At 65.0% G+C, this 17,789-nt stretch carries 17 protein-coding genes; 6 read left to right on the top strand and 11 right to left on the bottom strand.

Annotated features, from left to right (window positions below):
• Positions 1 to 60: 60 nt before the first annotated feature.
• Positions 61 to 291: a DUF433 domain-containing protein gene (locus P6U28_RS09625; RefSeq protein WP_122403824.1), complete on the top strand. Its 231-nt coding sequence runs from the start codon at positions 61 to 63 to the stop codon at positions 289 to 291.
• A gap of 1 nt (position 292) precedes the next feature.
• On the top strand, positions 293 to 649 hold the full coding sequence (locus P6U28_RS09630; protein ID WP_122403823.1) for a DUF5615 family PIN-like protein: 357 nt from the start codon (positions 293 to 295) through the stop codon (positions 647 to 649).
• A 9-nt stretch (positions 650 to 658) separates the two neighbouring features.
• Here P6U28_RS09630 and P6U28_RS09635 read toward each other — a convergent pair whose 3' ends face one another.
• From P6U28_RS09635 to P6U28_RS09660, 6 genes are all read right to left on the bottom strand, one after another.
• Positions 659 to 1,591 (bottom strand): lipid A biosynthesis lauroyl acyltransferase, encoded by a 933-nt coding sequence (locus tag P6U28_RS09635; protein ID WP_122403822.1) that lies wholly within the window; start codon positions 1,589 to 1,591, stop codon positions 659 to 661.
• 8 nt (positions 1,592 to 1,599) lie between these two features.
• Positions 1,600 to 2,877: a beta-ketoacyl-ACP synthase gene (locus P6U28_RS09640; protein WP_407122108.1), complete on the bottom strand. Its 1,278-nt coding sequence runs from the start codon at positions 2,875 to 2,877 to the stop codon at positions 1,600 to 1,602.
• A 21-nt stretch (positions 2,878 to 2,898) separates the two neighbouring features.
• Positions 2,899 to 4,104: a beta-ketoacyl-ACP synthase gene (locus P6U28_RS09645; RefSeq protein ID WP_407122109.1), complete on the bottom strand. Its 1,206-nt coding sequence runs from the start codon at positions 4,102 to 4,104 to the stop codon at positions 2,899 to 2,901.
• Entirely contained in the window at positions 4,101 to 4,571 is a 471-nt protein-coding gene (locus tag P6U28_RS09650; protein WP_122403819.1) for a 3-hydroxyacyl-ACP dehydratase FabZ family protein, read from the bottom strand. Before P6U28_RS09650 ends, P6U28_RS09645 begins: the two co-directional genes overlap by 4 nt.
• Before the next feature lie 10 nt (positions 4,572 to 4,581).
• The gene (locus P6U28_RS09655; RefSeq protein WP_063700473.1) at positions 4,582 to 4,869 is read right to left on the bottom strand and encodes an acyl carrier protein; all 288 of its coding nucleotides are present in this window, start codon (positions 4,867 to 4,869) and stop codon (positions 4,582 to 4,584) included.
• Positions 4,870 to 5,103: 234 nt separating this feature from the next.
• A complete protein-coding gene (locus P6U28_RS09660) occupies positions 5,104 to 5,445 on the bottom strand; it encodes a hypothetical protein (RefSeq protein WP_122403818.1) in 342 nt (113 codons plus the stop codon).
• Positions 5,446 to 5,778: 333 nt separating this feature from the next.
• On the opposite strand from P6U28_RS09660, the gene P6U28_RS09665 reads away from it, so the two are divergent.
• Positions 5,779 to 6,402 carry a ParB-like protein gene (locus P6U28_RS09665; RefSeq protein WP_122403817.1) on the top strand — a complete coding sequence of 208 codons (624 nt, stop codon included), beginning with the start codon at positions 5,779 to 5,781 and terminating at the stop codon, positions 6,400 to 6,402.
• Positions 6,403 to 6,542: 140 nt separating this feature from the next.
• Here the strand turns inward: P6U28_RS09665 and P6U28_RS09670 are convergent, their stop codons facing one another.
• The 3 genes from P6U28_RS09670 to P6U28_RS09680 form a co-directional block, all read right to left on the bottom strand.
• Positions 6,543 to 7,046 (bottom strand): MgtC/SapB family protein, encoded by a 504-nt coding sequence (locus tag P6U28_RS09670; RefSeq protein WP_122403816.1) that lies wholly within the window; start codon positions 7,044 to 7,046, stop codon positions 6,543 to 6,545.
• A gap of 10 nt (positions 7,047 to 7,056) precedes the next feature.
• Positions 7,057 to 7,638 carry a peroxidase-related enzyme gene (locus P6U28_RS09675; protein ID WP_122403815.1) on the bottom strand — a complete coding sequence of 194 codons (582 nt, stop codon included), beginning with the start codon at positions 7,636 to 7,638 and terminating at the stop codon, positions 7,057 to 7,059.
• A gap of 188 nt (positions 7,639 to 7,826) precedes the next feature.
• Complete coding sequence (locus P6U28_RS09680; protein ID WP_162500326.1) at positions 7,827 to 9,566, bottom strand: ATP-binding protein; 1,740 nt, start codon at positions 9,564 to 9,566, stop codon at positions 7,827 to 7,829.
• A gap of 425 nt (positions 9,567 to 9,991) precedes the next feature.
• Between P6U28_RS09680 and P6U28_RS09685 the strand changes: the two genes are divergently transcribed.
• Positions 9,992 to 10,960 carry a catechol 2,3-dioxygenase gene (locus tag P6U28_RS09685; protein WP_122403813.1) on the top strand — a complete coding sequence of 323 codons (969 nt, stop codon included), beginning with the start codon at positions 9,992 to 9,994 and terminating at the stop codon, positions 10,958 to 10,960.
• A gap of 228 nt (positions 10,961 to 11,188) precedes the next feature.
• Here the strand turns inward: P6U28_RS09685 and P6U28_RS09690 are convergent, their stop codons facing one another.
• Both P6U28_RS09690 and P6U28_RS09695 read right to left on the bottom strand, forming a co-directional pair.
• Positions 11,189 to 14,713: a molybdopterin cofactor-binding domain-containing protein gene (locus P6U28_RS09690; protein WP_209294354.1), complete on the bottom strand. Its 3,525-nt coding sequence runs from the start codon at positions 14,711 to 14,713 to the stop codon at positions 11,189 to 11,191.
• Entirely contained in the window at positions 14,713 to 15,195 is a 483-nt protein-coding gene (locus P6U28_RS09695) for a (2Fe-2S)-binding protein (RefSeq protein ID WP_122403811.1), read from the bottom strand. Before P6U28_RS09695 ends, P6U28_RS09690 begins: the two co-directional genes overlap by 1 nt.
• Before the next feature lie 240 nt (positions 15,196 to 15,435).
• Between P6U28_RS09695 and P6U28_RS09700 the strand changes: the two genes are divergently transcribed.
• Entirely contained in the window at positions 15,436 to 16,893 is a 1,458-nt protein-coding gene (locus P6U28_RS09700; RefSeq protein ID WP_174221639.1) for a 6-hydroxynicotinate reductase, read from the top strand.
• Positions 16,890 to 17,786: a UPF0280 family protein gene (locus tag P6U28_RS09705; RefSeq protein ID WP_122403809.1), complete on the top strand. Its 897-nt coding sequence runs from the start codon at positions 16,890 to 16,892 to the stop codon at positions 17,784 to 17,786. Before P6U28_RS09700 ends, P6U28_RS09705 begins: the two co-directional genes overlap by 4 nt.
• Positions 17,787 to 17,789 lie beyond the last annotated feature (3 nt).

Below are 17,789 nucleotides of genomic sequence, written 5' to 3' on the forward strand. Positions count from 1 at the left end.
TCGCGCATGATGGAAATTTGAGCTAGTATGGGCCTCGAACGCAGCGATTGAGCCCAACTGATGACTGAGCATTCTCGCATCTCGCTCGCACCTGATGTCCTTGCTGGGAAGCCCGTGATTAGTGGGACCCGCATTGCGGTCGAGTTCATCATCGGACTGATGGCAGACGGTTGGAGCGAAGCCGACATTTTGGCCAACTATCCAGGCCTTTCGCGCGAGGACATTCTCGCCTGTCTGGCTTACGCGCGCGATTCCCTTAGCGCCGAACGGGTTCACCCGACCGCAGCTTGAGATGCGTTTCCTCGCGGACGAGAATTTTCCTGGCTCCGCGGTCGATGCACTTCGCGCATCAGGTCACGACGTCATCTGGATCAGAGCTTCGGCGCCTGGTAGCAGCGATCGCGAAGTATTGGCGCAGGCTTCGCACGAACAACGGATCCTGCTCACCTTCGATAAGGACTTTGGGGAATTGGCCAAAGCGTCACCGCTACCGGCCGCATGCGGTATCGTATTATTACGCATCCCTCCGCCGGCACCCGGGCGGATTGGCAAAGTCCTCGCCGACCTAATCTTGGCCCGTGACGATTGGGTGGGCCATTTTTCTGTGATCGAGCCCGGCCGAGTCCGAATGCGGCCGCTGAGCAAATAGCACCAGCGTCTACCGCCACCTTCGATGCAGCCACAGCCACTGCTCGGGATGCTCGCGGACCCAGCCTTCCACGACGCTCGTGATCGCCTGGGTCGTGCCCTGGATGTCGATCCTGCCCTCGGCGTCGCGCACCGGCGGGATCTCCTCGGTCAGCTCGCCGCGGAAGCGGCCGCCGGGCAGGCGGATGATGCGCACGCCGTGGATCGGGCATTCGATCTGGCGTAAGAGGCGCGCCAGCATCGGGTTGGCGCGGGTCTTGCGGCCGAAGAAGGTGACCTCGACACCTGCGGTCAGATACTGGTCGATCAGCATCGCGACGTGCTTGCCGTCCTTGAGCGCCTGCGCGAGCCGCAGCGGCGCATCGCGGCCGGCCGGGATCAGCGTGCCCATGTTGACCTGGCGCATCTCCTGGATGATGCGGTCGGCGGAAGCGATGTTCGGGCGGCGATAGAGAATCGCGGTATCCAGTTCGTGCGCGACGGCGGCGAGCGCCGGCAATTCCCAATTGGCCAGATGCGCGGCGAAGATCAGCGCCGGCTTGCCGTCTTCGCGGATCTGGTCGAACAGCTCGATGCTGCGCGGAGAAATTTCGATCCGACTCTTCTCCGGGACATCGCGGTCGTAGTCCCAGACATGATCGATATGGGCGAACTCGGCGCCGACGCGGCCGAGATTGTCCCAGACGCCCATCAGGATCTGTTCGATCTCCTCCGGCGATTTCTCCGGAAAGGCGGCGGTGAGATTGGCGCGGCCGATGCGGTGCTCGCGCAGGCGCGGGCCGATCAGCTTCACGGCGCGCGCGAAAAAATCCGAGGTCTTGACCGGATCGAAATAGCGCGTGGTGCGCAGCATCGCGACGGTCGCCGCGCCGATCAGACTTCCGCCGAGCGACTTGGCAGCCTCCCGCGCGCGGGCCTTCGTGCTCGCAGTCAGCAGCGCCATGCGTCCGGTCAGGCCGGTTCGCGGGTCAGGATCAACGAGGCGTTCTGGCCGCCGAAGCCGAACGAGTTCGACATCACCGCGGTGACGCGGGCATCGCGCGCCTTGTTGCCGACGACGTTGAACAGGATCGTGGGATCCGGGGTCTCGTAGTTGATCGTCGGCGGAATGCGCTGATGCTCGAGCGTGAGCAGCGAGAAGATCGCCTCCACCGCGCCGGCGGCCGAGATGGTGTGGCCGACCATCGACTTGTTGGAGGTGACCGGAATCTTCTGCGCGAGCTCGCCGAACACGGCCGATGTCGTGTTGAACTCCATCTTGTCGTTTTCGGGCGTCGAGGTGCCGTGCGCGTTGATGTGGTCGATCTGGTCCGGCGTCATGCCCGCATCGGCCAGCGTCTTGTTCATGCAGCCGATGATCGGCTTGCCGTCGGGCGAGGAGCGGGTGCGATGGAAGGAATCGGTGAGCTCACCGCAGCCGGCGATCACGCCGAGGATCTTTGCGCCGCGCGCAGTCGCCGCCTCGTAGCTCTCGAGCACCAGGGCGCCGGCGCCTTCGGCCATCACAAAGCCATCGCGGTTCTTGGAGAAGGGGCGGGAAGCCGCCTGCGGCGGATCGTTCTGGGTCGACAGCGCCGAGAGCAGCGAGAAGCGAACCAGCGCTTCCGAGTTGACGGTGCCGTCGGTCGCGACGCACAGCGCGGCGTCCGTCTCGCCGCGGCGGATCGCCTCGACGCCGAGCTGGATCGAGGTCGCGCCCGAGGCGCAGGCCGTCGACAGCGAGATCGGCGAGCCCTTGGTGCCGAACGTCTCGGCGAGATGGGCTGCGACCGAGCCGAACATGAAGCGATGATGGTAGGCGCTGTACTTGCCGCCGCCGGAAATGCGCAGCAAATCGTCATAGGTGATGTCGAGCTGGCCGACGGCGCGACCGAGTTCGCGACGCTGCGGCCATTCGACCTCGACCGGTGCAACCGCAAGGAAAAGGGGACCCGGGAAATCGGCCTTCGCGCCGATGCCGGCCTGCTCCAGCGCTTCCTGCGTCACCAGCTCGGCCATCCGTTCGGACAGGGCGGTGGAGGAGAACGGATCGACGCTGACGAAATCGACCGTGCCGGCCATCGTGGTCTTGAGCCCGTCGATCGGAAAGCGTGTGATGGTGCGGATGCCGGATTCGCCGGCGACGAGCTTCGCCCAATTGTCGGCCTTGCCGGCACCGAGCGAGGTCATGATGCCCATGCCGGTGACGACGACGACGGGACGCCCGAGTTTGTCGCGTGGTGCAGTCATGTCGATCCCCGCTTGAGCTAACTAAACCGCCTCGACCAGCGCCATGCCTTCGCCGCGCCAGTGTCCGGCTCCCACCACCACGATCTGGGTAGGCGCGCCCTGCATTTCAATCTCGGTCCCGGTTGAATCGTTCGGCGGGAATAGAGCACCACGCGAGATCGACAGCGCAGCGAGCGCGATTCCGAGCGGGAATTGCGTCTCCATGGCGTGGCCGAACACCGTGCCGGTCGAGCGGACCGGGAGGTCGGCATGATTCTTCAGGAAACCGCGTTCTTCCGAGGTCGCGGGCTCGGCGCCGGTCGCTCCCGATATGATCGCGCTCTTACCCTCGCGCTTGGGCAGCTTTTCCCAAAGCTTCTCCAGCGTCGCGGCCATGTCGCCGGGCTGTTTGCGGCGGGCGAGGTCGGCAACGACGCTCGTGAGCTTGGCGAACGGCTTGGCGCCGCGCGCTTCCGCATGCGCCCGCGATTCCAGCACCAGGAACGCGCCGGCCGAGCCGAGCGCAAAGCCGGGATGGTCCTTGCGCGCCCAAACCGGTGCGAACTTGTCCTTCAGATTGAAGTCGCCGAATTCATAGAGGACGAGCAAGTCCTTGCGCTCGCCATTGTGCGAGCCGCCGACCAGCGCGATGTCGCTCTCGCCCGAGGCGATGCGCGCAAGCGCGATGCGGGCCGCATCGGCGCCGGCGACCTCTTCGCCCATGAAGGTACGCGATGTGCCCCCCAGGCCGTGCACGATGGCGATGTTGCCGGCGAGCAGGTTCGAAAGCTGGGCCAGGAACAGCGTCGGCCTGAGATCGCTCATCAGCCGCTCGTTGAGGAAGCCGGGCGCGTTGGCGCCCTTGGCCTCGGCCGTCAGCACGCCGCTGTCGACGTTGAGATCGCGCTCGCCACCGCCGGCGGCGATCACCATGTCGATCTTCGACAGGATGTCCTTGTTGCCCTTGATGCCGGCAGAATCGAGCGCAAGACCGGCGGCATAGGTGCCGATTCGCTGCCAGGCTTCCATCTGGCGCTGGTCGCCCTTCTTCGGGATCTGGTTGTCGAAGGCAACTGGCATCAACGGATGCACCACGTAGGGTGCAAAGCCCTTCTCGTCGACATTGATGCGCTTCTCCTGAAGCGCGGCCCAGTTGGCGTCCAGGCCCTCGCCGAGCGAGGTGGCGAGCCCAATGCCGGTGATCCAGACCTCGGTCTGGCCCGGCTTCGAAGCGGGAGTGTCAGTCATGGCGATACGGCCTGTTGCGGAAATCCGACGCGCTTGGCGATCGCGTCCATGTGGGAGCGCATGTCCGCATTGGGGAAGGGGATCAGCGTGAAAGTGAGCGCCGAATTCGCGCGCAGCTTGCCGCCGACCCTGATCTTGGCCTCGGTCATGGCATAGCCGGAGCCTTCATGGGTGAGGCTCGCCTCGATGCTCATGAGATCGCCGGGGAAGACCGAGCCGCGGACCTTGGCTTCCTTCACGGCGGCCAGGATCGGCATGCGTTCGAACTTGAACACGCCGAGCTGAAGCCAGCCCGAGGCCTGCGCCATCGATTCGATCAGGAGCACGCCGGGCATCAAGGGATAGCCCGGGAAGTGTCCCTCGAAGATGGTGCTTTCCTGCGGAACCTGCGCTTCGACGACGATCGTCTTCTCGTCGACCTTGAGGTCGACGATGCGATCGATCATGTGGAAGTATTCGAGTTGCATGACCGCGCCCTTAGGCGCTCGTGCCCTTGGCCGCAACCAGTTCGTCGATGCGGGCGCACAGATTCTTCAGCACGAAATACTGCTCGGTGGTCGCTTTGCCGTCGTTGACCTCTTGAGTCCACTTTTCCAGCGGCAGCTTGATGCCGAACTGCTTGTCGATCGCGAACGCGATATCAAGGAAATCGAGGCTGTCGATGCCGAGGTCATCGATGGCATGGCTATCCGGCGTGATCGTGTCGCGCGGGATGTCGCAGGTTTCAGCGATGATCGTGGCGACCTGATCGAATGTGGAAGACATCACTAAGCCTTTGATATATTGCGGGTATTTTTCAGATTGTCCAGAGTGGCACGGTGGGCGGGCATCGCGCCCCTGATGACGCCCTCAAACCCCCCTCTGGCCGGGTCGAAAGCCCGTATATCGGAGCGCCGCCCTGAGTTCAATGGAGCCGGGCGGGCCCATGGGATAGCGAGGGACAGGGTTGGGGATGCCGGCTGGGGACCCATTCGGCGAGACGCCGGCGCCGGGCCGGTCCTAAATATGCGGCGTCGTGATCTTGACGCAGTCGCGGCGGCCCATCAGCACGCAATCCTGGGTCCGACGCAGGTCGGCGATGCTGACGGCGAGCCAGATCCCGATCGCGGTCAGCGCGATGGTGAAGGCCAGCGCCGCGATGTTGGCTAGCATGCGTTGGCGGAAATTGTCGGGCGCGGCGCGGGGCTGCTCGTAGCGCGACAGGTCCAGCCGTTCAGGTGCGACGCGCAGCGGTTGCACGGTGCCGCTGCCGGGCTGGGCCGCCTTGAAAGGCGGGGTGCGCGGCCTGAACTGGAGCACCCGGTGCTCGTCATCAGAGCTTATGGGCCGCTGATTGTTCATGGGGGCGGGGATCACTCCGAAGCACCGATTTAGATAGCACACGTGAGCAGCGCGTTGCAGAAAATCTTCTCAATGCTCGCGTGCATTTGTTGGTCTGCACTATTTGTGCGCAGGGCTGGCGTGGAGCGATCGGGGAACCGGCCGTCGAGCTGGGGGCGGGCGGGTTGCGCTGCAACGACAGGCCCAACGACGGCCACGTGGTTCGTACCCTCGCTCTATCGGTCGACTTGTGATCTCCGCGTCCTTTCCGAACGGATTTTGTCCCGCGAGGGCCCATGGCATAGTCGCGAGAACCCGGACCATCAGCTGCAACCATGCGAGGACCTTTCGATCATGACCAATACGCGCGAGCCGCGAGTGCATCCTGTCCCGATCCTGTCGCTCCGGCCGACACAGATGACGGTCGGCATGCGCGAGGTCAAGGAGAAGCGCAAGCGCTGGCGCGAGCGCAACAAGACGAAGCAGGCCGACCTGCTCGGCAAGCACATGATCCCCGTCGTCTACGGCCCCGACTTGCGCTACTACGTGATCGACCATCATCATCTCGGCCGCGCGCTGCACGATGAAGGCGTCAAGGAGGTGCTGGTGACGATCGTCGGCGACCTCAGGATGGTCGAGCGCGAAGCGTTCTGGGGCGTCATGGACAACAAGCGATGGGTCTATCCTTACGACGCCAAGGGCGAGCGGCGGTCATTCCGCGACCTGCCGAAATCGGTCGCCGACCTCAAGGACGATCCGTTCCGCAGCCTTGCCGGCGAGTTGCGCCGCATGGGCGGCTTCGCCAAGGACACCACGCCGTTCTCCGAATTCCTGTGGGCCGACTTCCTGCGTCGGCAGGTCTCGCGCAAGGCGGTGGAAGCCAATTTCGACAAGGCGCTCGAGAAGGCGCTGGCCGCGGCCAGAAGCAAGGCTGCGGTCTATCTGCCCGGCTGGTGCGGTCCGGCAGACGATGATTAGGGCAGTGGCGCCGTACCGTACCACCACGGCGCATCACATCACGCTCGAGTTGATGCCGAAGCGCTAACGCTCGGTGCGGGATCGCTGGTGCTCACGACGCTCGAACTGCTGAAGCCGCTTTGGGGCCGCCGGCTGCGATTTTAGCCGCTGCCCCGGGGGGGCGTATGCGGCTTTGCCTCTGGCCGGTGCGGATCCTCATTTCCACCGAGAGCGCGGTGCAGCCAGCGCTCGATGCGGCGGCCGACTGTGAGCAGCACGAAGGCGAACGCCAGTGCGACCAGGACGATCTTCCAGTGTCCGGCGCCGCAGGCAATGCCGAGGCAGGCGGCGAGAAAGGTGCAGGCCGCACTGGTCAGGCCGCTCACGCGAAAACCTCGGCTCTCGTGGACGATGACGCCGGCCCCGAGAAAGCCGATCCCGGTCAGGATACCCTGGATCACCCGGCTTGCCGCATCGTTGATTCTGCCGGGCTCAGCGAACTCGACAGCGAGCAGCACGACGGCCGCGGTGGAGAGCCCGACAATGCCGAGCGTCTTCAGGCCGATCGGCTTACCCTGCAGATCGCGATTCAGACCGATCGCACTGCCGGCGAGCGTCGCTGCGCCGAGGCGCAGCAGGATTTCGGGCCAATCGAGCTCGGTCATGTCTTGCCAGTCAGGTCTTCGGCAGCCGTCCCATCAGATAGAACTCCTCGTTTGGGCGCATGCCGGTGAAATTCGCCAGCCGGTTCGACAGCGCGAAGAAGGCGGAGATCGCGGCGATGTCCCAGATGTCGTCGTCGCTGAAGCCGTGCGGCGCGAGCGCGGCGAAGTCGTCCTCGGAAATCCGCTGCGCGTCAGCCGAGACCTTCATCGCGAAGTCGAGCATTGCCTTCTGCCGCGGCGTGATGTCGGCCTTGCGGTAGTTCACCGCGACCTGGTCGGCGATGAGCGGATTCTTGGCGCGGATGCGCAGGATCGCACCATGCGCGATCACGCAATACTGGCACTGGTTCGCCGCCGAAGTCGCCACCACGATCATTTCGCGCTCGGCCTTGGTCAGGCCGCCGTCCTTCTCCATCAGCGCATCGTGATAGGCGAAGAAGGCGCGGAACTCGTCGGGACGATAGGCCAGCGTCAGGAACACATTCGGCACGAAGCCGCTCTTCTCCTGCACGGCGAGAAGACGCGTGCGGATGTCGCCGGGGAGCGTGTCGAGGGCGGGAGCGGGGAAGCGTTGCGCGGCGGTTTTTGTCATGGCATGGATTCCGGCTTGGAGCCGGCAACCATAGTCGATGCGGGCCCCGTGCTCAACTTGGCCCAGCGCTGTCGCCCCTTGGTCCGTCATTGCGAGCGCAGCGAAGCAAATCCAGAATCTTGCCGCGGACGGACGCTGGATTTGCTTCGCTGCGCTCGCAATGACGAGGTTGACGAAAGAGAGTTACCTTATCGCAACGGCTTCTTCAGCAGCGAGAAGCGGTCCGGATCGAGGCCCATCGAGGGTTGCAGCATCGGAGCCTCGACGCTCGAGAGCGTCTTCGCCGGCGGAGCCGAGAATACGGGATCGTTCGGCACGTCGCGCTGCGAGGTGGCGCCGCGCCAGCGTTCGAGCACCGCGCCGACGAAATGCATGTCGTGGCCGGAGGTGACCGACGGCACGCTGGAGATGGTGGCCTCGCCGCGCGGCAATTGGTGCGGCGGCACCTCCTTGAAGCGCAGCCGCGTCGGCAGAGCGACGCCTTCGCCGAACGCCAGCACCTCGCGGGTGCCGAGCGAGGGCACGAAGGATAAGAGGTTCGCGGCGGCATCCGACACCGCGGCGCGCAGCAGCGCCTGGTCGCGGTCGTTGGCAAGACGCATCGTGAACAGCGTGTTGCACTGGGAGATGATGGTGGCGTCGAGCTCGGCGGGGCGCTGGGTGATGAGGCCGAGATAGACGCCGTATTTGCGACCCTCCTTGGCGATGCGCGACACCGCCTTGCGGGTCGGCCCGAAGCCGATGTTGCGGTCGGCGGAGGCGTAGCGGTGCGCCTCTTCGCAGACGAACAGCAGCGGCGAGACGCCATCGCTCCACAGGCCGAAATCGAAGGCCATGCGGCACAGAACCGAGACGACGGAATCGATGACTTCGGCCGGGAAGCCGGCGAGCTGCATCACCGTCATCGGCTTGCCGTTGGCGGGCAGGCGGAACAGATGGCTGATCACCTCGGCCATGGTGTCGCCGCCGACATTGGCGTTGTCGAACATGAAGGCGTAGCGCGGGTCGTTGCGCACGGCCTCGATGCGCGAAATCAGCTTGTGATAGATGATGCGCGAGGAACGGTTCTCGAGCTTGCCCATACGCTCGTCGATCAGCGATAGCAGGTCGACCAGGCGATAAGGGACCGGCGTGTCGACAGTGTAGCCGACCTGCTTGGGATCGATGCGCTTGAGGCCGATGCGGTCTGCGTTCTGGTACTGGGTGTAGACGCCCTTGGCGAGCGGGATCACCTCGGCGAGGATGTCGAGCTCCTCGGGCACGCCGGCGCGGCCGCCGAACAGCACGTCGACGATTTCCTCGAAGTTGAACAGCCAGAACGGCAGCTTCAGGTTCCGCGGGTTGAGCACCAGCGCGCGGTCGCCGAAGCAGCGGCCATACTCGTTGTGCACGTCGAGCAGGAAGATGCGCAGGTTCGGCCGCGCTTTCAGGATCTCGTTGAGCAGGAGCGAGACGCCGGTCGATTTACCGACGCCGGTCGACCCCAGCACCGCAAAATGCTTGGACAGCATTTCCTCGACGTCGACATAGGCGATGACCGAGCGGTCCTGCTGAAGGAAGCCGACATTGATCTGGTCCGAGCCGGTCGGTGCGTAGATCGTGCGCAGCTCCTGGCTCGTGATCAGGTCGACGGCATCGCCGATGGTCGGATAATTGGTGACGCCGCGCTGGAATTTCGGCTTGTCGCCGGCATTGAGGATCTCGCCGAGCAGGTCGACCGAAGCGATGGCGATATAGTTGTCGGAGCTCGACAGATTCTCGCAGGAGACCTCTGTGATCATGGCAACGATGACCGAGCTGGCGCAGCGAATGCTGACGAAGCGGCCGACGGTCGCCCGCACCTCCGAGATCGGCATCCGGCCTTCCGCCAGAAGCCCGACCCGGGCGAGCGATCCGCGAACCGAAATCACGCGTCCAAAGGATGTCACGATTGATGAACCTGGCAAGAGCAAGGGATTTGCCCTGACTATGCGCGGCCGTCGCTGCACAAACGGTTAAACGCCGGGCGCGCTCGCTCCATCAAATCCGCGACAATTCAGCCGATAGGTTTGTTCCTGATGCACATTTGCGGCTGAAATTGACGGAAAATGCTGTTTTCCCAGGTCAACGGATCGAGGGCCAACCTTAAAGGAAGATTTTACCATTCGGGCAGGCGGTTCGGAGCACCCGCCGGTCCGGCCGGGCCCGCCCGCCATTTGCAGCTGGGCCTCGCGGGGATTTGTTGACGAGACCTAATCATTTGTACATTAGTACAAATGAGTTCACTGCCATCGGCGCGGGTGGGCGACGTTGCGCCCTGCGTCCAATCGCGCCGTCCGGTACGGCAGATCGCGCCAGGTCCCAGGAGGAAATCATGCAGCCCGAACCGATCCTCGATCTCGCTCATCTCGGCCATATGGAGCTGTTGACGCCCAAGCCGGACGAGAGCCTGAAATTCTTCGTCAACGTGATGGGCATGACCGTGAGCGGACAGAAGGGCGAGTCGGTCTACCTGCGCGGCTGGGACGACTATGAGCGCTATTCGCTCAAGCTCACGGGGTCGAAGACGTCGGGCATGGGCCACATGGCGCTGCGCGCGCGCAGTCAGCAAGCGCTGGAACGTCGGGTTGCCGCGCTGAAGGGCTCCGGTTTCGATATCGGCTGGATCGACGGCGACATGGGGCAGGGGCCGACCTTCCGCTGCCGCGACCCCGATGGCCACATCGTGGAGCTCTATTACGAGACCGAATGGTATCAGGCGCCGCCGGAGCTGAGGCCAGCGCTGAAGAACCAGGCGCAGCGCTTTCCCGCGCGCGGCGTCAATGTCCGCCGGCTCGACCATCTCAACTGCCTTGCCGTCGACATCAAGGCCAACCGCGAGTTCTTCGAGAACTATCTCGGATGCCGTCTCACCGAGCAGATCGTGCTCAATGATGGCCGCGAGGCGGCGATGTGGCTGACGATGTCGAACAAAAGCTACGACTTCGCCTATTCGCTCGACCATTCGGGCGTGCCCGGCCGCTTCCACCATGTCACCTACGCGCTCGACAGCCGCGAGGAGATTCTTCGCGCCGCCGACATCTTCCTGGAGAACGGCGTGCATATCGAGACCGGCCCGCACAAGCACGCGATCCAGCAGACTTTCTTCCTCTATGTCTACGAGCCCGGCGGCAATCGCGTCGAAGTCGCCAATGCCGGCGCGCGGCTCATCCTCGCGCCGGACTGGAAGCCGATCGTCTGGACCGAGGAGGAGCGCAAGAAGGGCCAGGCCTGGGGATTGAAGACGATCGAGTCGTTCCACACCCACGGTACGCCACCGGTGGAGGTGAAGAAGCACGGTTAGAGCAATCTTGCCGACAGCATCGCTCTTTCCGTTCCTTTATCGCACACATTGGGCGTGCCGAACGAGCTCGGCCTGCATGGTTCGAGACGCCCCGCTTTGGCGGGCTCCTCACCATGAGGGTCTGATATCTCGCCGCAAAACGCGACCTCGTCCTGAAGGCCCGCCGCAGGCGGGCGTCTCGAAGGATGGCCGCAGGCGAGCCTCGTGCCATGCTTTTTTCGTATCGCCTTAGTGCGGATACGCTCGCACGCGCGCGATCGTCTCGCGCACGCCGGTCCATGCCGGCTTGTCCGGCGCGAACTGCCTGCGGAGGAAGGTGACGAGCTCCTCGACCTGTGCGTCGCTCAAGCTGTTCCTGAATGCCGGCATGTAGCCGAGGTCGCTCGACGCTGGCTCGGCGATGCCGTGCAGGATCACCTGCACGAGATTGTCCGATGTCGCGCTGTGCAGATTGCTGTTGAGCGCGAGCGAGGGCCGGCTGCCGAACAGCGGCAGGCCGCCGACCTCATGGCACACGGCGCAGGCGCCTTGATAGAGGCGCGCGCCGGTTGAAGAGGCGACGGTGACCTGCGTTGCGCTTTCCAGCCGTGCCGCAAGCGCATCCGGCGTCTCGGCTGCACTGTCGTTGAATGAATTGAGATAGACCGCCATCGCGCGGATGTCCTCATCGGGCAGGGTCTTGAGATCCCTGACGATCGGTGCCATCGGGCCGGCGGCGACGCCGTGATAGCGTGAATGGCCGGTGCGCAAATAGGCGTAGAGCTCATCCTCGCTCCACGGGATCGGCGCGTGCGAGAGCGAGGTCAGCGCCGGCGCTTCCCAGCCCTCGGCGAAGCCGCCGGCGAGATAGGCCTCGCGCTGCTCGGCGCCGAGCGCGTTGCGCGGCGAATGGCAGGCGCTGCAATGGCCGAGGCCCTCCACGAGATAAGCGCCGCGATTCCAAGCTTCCGACTTGGCGGGATCTGGCTTGAACTCGCGCGTCTGGTGGAACAGCGCGTTCCAACCCGCCAGCAGCGGGCGCAGATTAAACGGGAAGGCGAGCGTGTTGGCGGGTGTTGTCGCGCGCACCGCAGGCTGCGCCATCAGGTAAGCGTAGAGCGCTTGGAGGTCGGCGTCGCTGGTCTTGGAAAAATGCGTATAGGGGAAGGCGGGATAGAGCTGGCGCCCGTCGCGATGCAAGCCGTCGCGCATCGCGCGCTCGAAGGCGGGGTAGGACCAGGCGCCGATGCCGGTCTCGACGTCGGGCGTGATATTGGTCGCGTAGATCGTGCCGAACGGCGTCTGAAGCGCACGACCGCCGGCATTGAGCACGCCGCCAATGTTGGTGTGGCACTCCGCACAATTGCCGAGCGCGGCGAGCTGCTGGCCGCGCGCGATCGTCGCCGCGGAATAGACCGACGCATCGGGCCGCGCGATCGGCGCAATGGTGCGGCCCGGCATAAGCGCCGCGCCAACGCCGATCGCGGCGGTGCAGACGGCTGTAACGGCCGCGAAGATGCCGGCGCGTTTGGCGAACGGACTTTGCCAGATGCGAGCCGGCTGCGACGCCGCGGAGGTGGGCAGCGCCTGTGGCGTCGCCGGCGCATCGCCGTGCAAGCCTTTCAGGATTCGCTCAGGCGTGAACGGCGGCTCGCGGAAGCGCACGCCGGTGGCATCGAAGATTGCATTGGCAATCGCTGCCGCGCTCGGCACCGAGGCGGATTCGCCGACGCCGAGCGGCGGCTGGTCCTGACGCGGCAGCATCAGGACGTCGATCTTGGGCACGTCGGGGAATGGAATGATTGGATAGGCGCCCCATTCGCGCGCCGCCACCGCGCCGCGCTCGAACGAGACCTCTTCCATCAGCGCGCGGCTGGTGGACTGGATGACGTTACCGTGGATCTGGTGACGCACGCCATCGGGGTTGATCATCAACCCGGAATCCTGTCCCGCCACGACGCGTGTCACGCTGACCTCGCCGGTCGTCTTGTTCACTGCGACGTCGGCGACCCAGGCCGACCACGCCGCGCCATAACCGGGAAACTTGCTGTGGACGTAGAGCGCATAGGCAAAGCCGCGGCCGTGCACGATCTCGCCGTCCTTCTCCTCGCGCACCGGCCGCGGCGTCCAGCCGGCGCGTTCGGCGACGGCATTGACGAGATCGACGGCGCGCTGATCTTTCAGATAGCGCAGGCGGTATTCGATGGGATCGACGCCGGCTTCGGTTGCAGCCTCGTCGATATACGATTCATGGGCGAAGGTGTTGGGCAACGCCGAGACGCCGCGGAACCAGGAGGCGCGCACGATCGGCGCCATGTCGTGGGCGACGACGCGCATGTGGTCGTAATCGTAAGGCGGGATCGCGGTGCGGTCGCCCATCTGGAGCACGGCGGGATCGGGCGAGATGCGGCCGGTCAGCATCAGCGCCAGCGTCGGTGCGGCGTTCGAGGGATAGCGCGTGGCGAGATCGTAAGCGGCGATGCCGCCCTCGGCATCGAGCCCGCCATTGACGTCGATGAGCTGCGCGGTGCCCTTGGGCTCCCAGGCGTGCTCCTGCTCGCGCGTCAATTGTACGCGGACGGGACGGCCGACGGCGCGCGACAGCAGCAGCGCGTCGGCGGTGACATCGTCGGCGCAGTTGCGGCCGTAGCAGCCGGCGGCCTCCAAGCGGATGACCTCGATCTCGCTCTCGGGACGCTCGATCAGCAGCGCCAGATCGCTGCGCAGCACGTGCGGGTTCTGCGTGCCCGACCACACGCGGATATTGCCATCCCTATAATCAGCGACCGCACAGGACGGGCCGATCGAGGCGTGCATCTGATACGGCCAGATGTAAGTGCGCCGCATCGGCTTGGCCGCGCCTGACATCGCCTTTTCGACCTCGCCCTTGTCGATCAGCGTGCGCGGCGTCGACGGATTGGCGCGCAGCGCGGTCTCGACATCGGCGAGGTCGGTCAGGGTGGGTGTCGGTTTCCAGGCGACCTTGAGCTGCTCTGCCGCGCGGATCGCATTCTCCTCGCGCTCGGCGACGACGCCGACGAAATCGCCGATGCGTACCACCGCCACGAGCCCGGGGATGTCGCGCACCGAGGACTCATCCACCGCGATGAGGCTGGTGCCGACGAACGGTCCGGCATCGACGCCGGCATAGGGCGGCCGCACCACACGACCATGCAGCATGCCCGATACCCGGACGTCGTGCACGAAGGTCAGCTCGGCTGCGGCTTTCGCGGGTAGATCGACGCGCGGCACGGACCGGCCGACGATGGCGTAATCGCCAACGGCCTTCACCATGACATCTTCGGCAAGCTCGAGACGAATCGTTTCGCCGCCGATCAGCTCGCCATAGCTGACGCTGCGGTTGTCGTGGCCGCGCACGAGGCCGTCCTCGATCCTGAGATCGGCGGCCGGCAGCTCCAGCCGCTCGGCCGCGCGCGCGATCAAGAAGTGTCGCGCTTGTGCGGCGGCCTTCCGCAAGGGAACCGCGGTGATCTGGATGGTCTCGCTGGCGATCGTCGCGCCCTGGTTCGGCACCACGGCCGTGTCGCCGAGCACGACCACGACGCGCGCGAAGGAGACGTCGAGCTCCTCGGCGACGATCTGGCCGAGCGCGGTGCGAATGCCGGTGCCGAGATCGACATGGCCGTTATAGGCGGTGACCGAACCGTCTGCGGTGATGCGGACGAAGGTCTCGGATGTGATCTCGTCCACAGTGCGGGCGACGATGAGCGAACCCGATGGCCGCTCAGCTCCATTCCAAACAGGGGCGGCCATCAATCTGCGGCCTCGGCGAGCTGACCCGATGCGCGCATCACGGCGCGCAGGATTTCGACATGGGTGCCGCAGCGGCAGAGATTGTATTGTAACGCCGCGAGCGCCTCCTGCTCGGTCGGCCGCGGATTGATGGCGAGCAACGCCTTGGTGGTCATGATCATGCCGTTGAGGCAGTAGCCGCATTGCGCGGCCTGCTCGTCGATGAAGGCCTGCTGCACGACGTCCGGCTTGTCGCGGGTGCCGAGGCCCTCGAGCGTCACGACGTCGCGGCCGGCGCAGCCGCCGATCGGAATCACGCAGGAGCGCGCCGCCGCGCCGTCGATCAGGACAGTGCAGGTGCCGCATTCGCCGAGACCGCAGCCATATTTGGGGCCGTTGAGCGCGAGGTCATTGCGCAGCACATAGAGCAGCGGCGTGTCCCGCTCTGTTGTGACCTCGTGGATCCTGCCGTTCACAGTGAGGCGGATCGGTGTCTGCGTCATCCTCGTTCCCAAGCCCGCATGAAATTCGATGCCTGGACGATACCGTTTGTACACAAACGTGCAAGCCGTGCATGCCGCACTGCAGCGCGATTGCCTTCTTTGTGGACAGGGCGGATAGGCAAATGAGGTTTTATGCGGCAGCGGCATCTTTTGCGCTGCACCGCCGCTTGACAGGCCCGGGGGACCGCGCGCAACATCGTTCGTATACGAATGATAACTGCAGTGTCCGCCGGCTCTGACATGGTGACTGAAACGACGAGCGCCGTCATCGACAAGATCCGCTGCGATGCTTGTCCGGTGATGTGCTACATCAAACCGGGCGCGGCGGGCGCCTGTGACCGCTATGCCAATCACGACGGCAAGCTTGTCCGGGTCGATCCTCACGTGATCCTGGAACGCACCGTCTCGCATGGCGGCAAGCTGGTTCCGTTCAGTCGCACGGAAGACTGGGACGGCAAGATCGTCCACGAGCCCTCGACTTTTGTGACGGCGATCGGCGCGGGCACGACCTATCCCGACTACAAGCCGGCGCCGTTCATCGTCTCCGCGGAGGTCGATGGCGTCGACATGGTGACCGTCGTCACCGAAGGCATCTTCTCCTATTGCGGCATCAAGGTGAAGATCGACACCGACCGGTATCTCGGGCCGGAGACCGCGACTGTCCGCGCGCAGGGCGAGGCGGTCGGCCATGTCACCACCAGCGAATACGGCTCGCAGATGCTGTCGCTCGGCGGCGTGCATCATCTGACCGGCGGCTCCAAGAAGGAGGGGCGGGTCACCTGCGACACGCTGATGGATCTCGCCAATTGCAAGGCGGTGGAGCTGACCATCGACGGCGGCGCGACCGTGGTGGTGCAGGCCGGGCAACCGCCGATCGTCAACGGCGTCAAGGAAGAGCGCATGCGCGTCGGCTGCGGCTCGGCGACGATCGGCATGTTCGCAAAACAGTGGCACGGCAAGGTCGACGAGGTCGTCGTGGTCGACGACCACATCACCGGCGTCCTCAGCGAGCACCAGGCCGGCAAGCTGCTCGACATCCCCGACACCGGCATCAAGATGAAGGGGCGGCGCTCGACGCCCGGCCGCTATTTCCAGGTCGCCGATCCCGGCACGGGCTGGGGCGGCACCAACATCTCTGATCCCTTGTCGATCCTCGGGCCGTTCGATGCCAAGGAAGCAAAGCCCGGGCTGACCATGCTGATGGTCTCCACGACCGGGGAGCATTCGTCCTATTACGTGCTCGACGAGGCCTTGAAGCCGGTCGAGACTGAAATGCCGGCCGATTTGAAATTCTCGGTCGAGCGCATCCAGGAAAATTGCGAGCCGGCGCTGTGCACGGTGCTGTTCATGGCCGGCGCCGGCGGCTCGCTGCGCGCCGGCGTCACCGACAACCCGGTGCGGCTGACGCGTTCGGTGAAGGATGCGCTGACGCGCGTCACCAGCGGCGGCGCGCCGGTTTATGTCTGGCCCGGCGGCGGCATCACCTACATGGTCGATGTGACGCAGATGCCTTCCGGCGCGTTCGGCTATGTGCCGACGCCGGCGCTGGTTGCACCGATCGAGTTCACGATGAAGCTGACGGACTATGCCGCTCTCGGCGGGCACATGGATTATGTCAAGCCATTGTCCGAAGTGCAGAACGGCGAGGACGTGCGCCAGCTGTCCTGGCAGAACCCGATTCCGGGTCCACGGGCATGACACGGCGCCCGCAAATCGCATTGCTGTCTGATGGGCGGCGGCTGCATTTGCAGGATGGTCCGATCGATCTGATCGTGGAGGCGAGGGGACGCACGGACGAGGTGCGGGCGGCTTATGAGGCCGCGACGCTGCGGTTCACCGGATTGCTCGACGAGCTTTGCGCGGAGCTACCGCAATTGCGGTCCGCCGCTGAGGATCGGACGTCGCTGACGGGCGTTGTGGCGCGGCGGATGCACGCCGCGGTGGCGCCCTATGCCGCTGATTGCTTCATCACGCCGATGGCGGCCGTTGCCGGCAGCGTGGCGGAGGAGATTCTGAGCGCAATGCTGAACGCTGCGACGTTGGATCGGGCTTACGTCAACAACGGTGGCGACATCGCTTTTCATCTCGGCGCCGGTGAGCATTTTTCGGTCGGCTTGATGGATCGGCCTGACCGCGACGGCGTGATGCGGACGATGAGGATCGATGCGGATGACCCGGTGCGGGGCGTCGCGACCAGCGGGCGCCACGGCCGGAGCTTTTCGCTCGGCATTGCCGATGCGGTGACGGTGCTGGCGGCAACCGCTTCGCAGGCCGATGCGGCAGCGACCGTGATCGCCAACGCGGTCGATCTGCCCGGGCATCCGGCCATTGTTCGGCAGCCCGCGAACGAGCTTCAGCCCGACAGCGATCTCGGCGGGCGTCTTGTCACCCGCGACGTCGGTGAATTGTCGCCGAATGATATCGCCGCCGCGCTGGAATCTGGCGCGGAATGTGCACGGCATTTGTTCGATCGCGGATTGATCGAGGGTGCCGTGCTGCGGCTCTGTGGTGATATGCTTGTCATCGGAACCAAGGATATAGAAGAGCAACGAACGCGCCCGCTTGTGCTGGAGAGCGCGGTCTGTGCCTGAACG

Origin of the sequence: Bradyrhizobium sp. STM 3561 (assembly GCF_045571455.1) — a bacterium.
Lineage (GTDB): Bacteria > Pseudomonadota > Alphaproteobacteria > Rhizobiales > Xanthobacteraceae > Bradyrhizobium > Bradyrhizobium vignae.

Excerpts from the sequence above, each read along its gene's own strand:
- P6U28_RS09625 (WP_122403824.1), top strand. The coding sequence starts at position 61 with ATGACTGAGCATTCTCGCATCTCGCTCGCACCTGATGTCCTTGCTGGG.
- P6U28_RS09630 (WP_122403823.1), top strand. The coding sequence starts at position 293 with ATGCGTTTCCTCGCGGACGAGAATTTTCCTGGCTCCGCGGTCGATGCA.
- P6U28_RS09635 (WP_122403822.1), bottom strand. The coding sequence starts at position 1,591 with ATGGCGCTGCTGACTGCGAGCACGAAGGCCCGCGCGCGGGAGGCTGCC.
- P6U28_RS09640 (WP_407122108.1), bottom strand. The coding sequence starts at position 2,877 with ATGACTGCACCACGCGACAAACTCGGGCGTCCCGTCGTCGTCGTCACC.
- P6U28_RS09645 (WP_407122109.1), bottom strand. The coding sequence starts at position 4,104 with ATGACTGACACTCCCGCTTCGAAGCCGGGCCAGACCGAGGTCTGGATC.
- P6U28_RS09650 (WP_122403819.1), bottom strand. The coding sequence starts at position 4,571 with ATGCAACTCGAATACTTCCACATGATCGATCGCATCGTCGACCTCAAG.
- P6U28_RS09655 (WP_063700473.1), bottom strand. The coding sequence starts at position 4,869 with ATGTCTTCCACATTCGATCAGGTCGCCACGATCATCGCTGAAACCTGC.
- P6U28_RS09660 (WP_122403818.1), bottom strand. The coding sequence starts at position 5,445 with ATGAACAATCAGCGGCCCATAAGCTCTGATGACGAGCACCGGGTGCTC.
- P6U28_RS09665 (WP_122403817.1), top strand. The coding sequence starts at position 5,779 with ATGACCAATACGCGCGAGCCGCGAGTGCATCCTGTCCCGATCCTGTCG.
- P6U28_RS09670 (WP_122403816.1), bottom strand. The coding sequence starts at position 7,046 with ATGACCGAGCTCGATTGGCCCGAAATCCTGCTGCGCCTCGGCGCAGCG.
- P6U28_RS09675 (WP_122403815.1), bottom strand. The coding sequence starts at position 7,638 with ATGACAAAAACCGCCGCGCAACGCTTCCCCGCTCCCGCCCTCGACACG.
- P6U28_RS09685 (WP_122403813.1), top strand. The coding sequence starts at position 9,992 with ATGCAGCCCGAACCGATCCTCGATCTCGCTCATCTCGGCCATATGGAG.
- P6U28_RS09690 (WP_209294354.1), bottom strand. The coding sequence starts at position 14,713 with ATGGCCGCCCCTGTTTGGAATGGAGCTGAGCGGCCATCGGGTTCGCTC.
- P6U28_RS09695 (WP_122403811.1), bottom strand. The coding sequence starts at position 15,195 with ATGACGCAGACACCGATCCGCCTCACTGTGAACGGCAGGATCCACGAG.
- P6U28_RS09700 (WP_174221639.1), top strand. The coding sequence starts at position 15,436 with ATGGTGACTGAAACGACGAGCGCCGTCATCGACAAGATCCGCTGCGAT.
- P6U28_RS09705 (WP_122403809.1), top strand. The coding sequence starts at position 16,890 with ATGACACGGCGCCCGCAAATCGCATTGCTGTCTGATGGGCGGCGGCTG.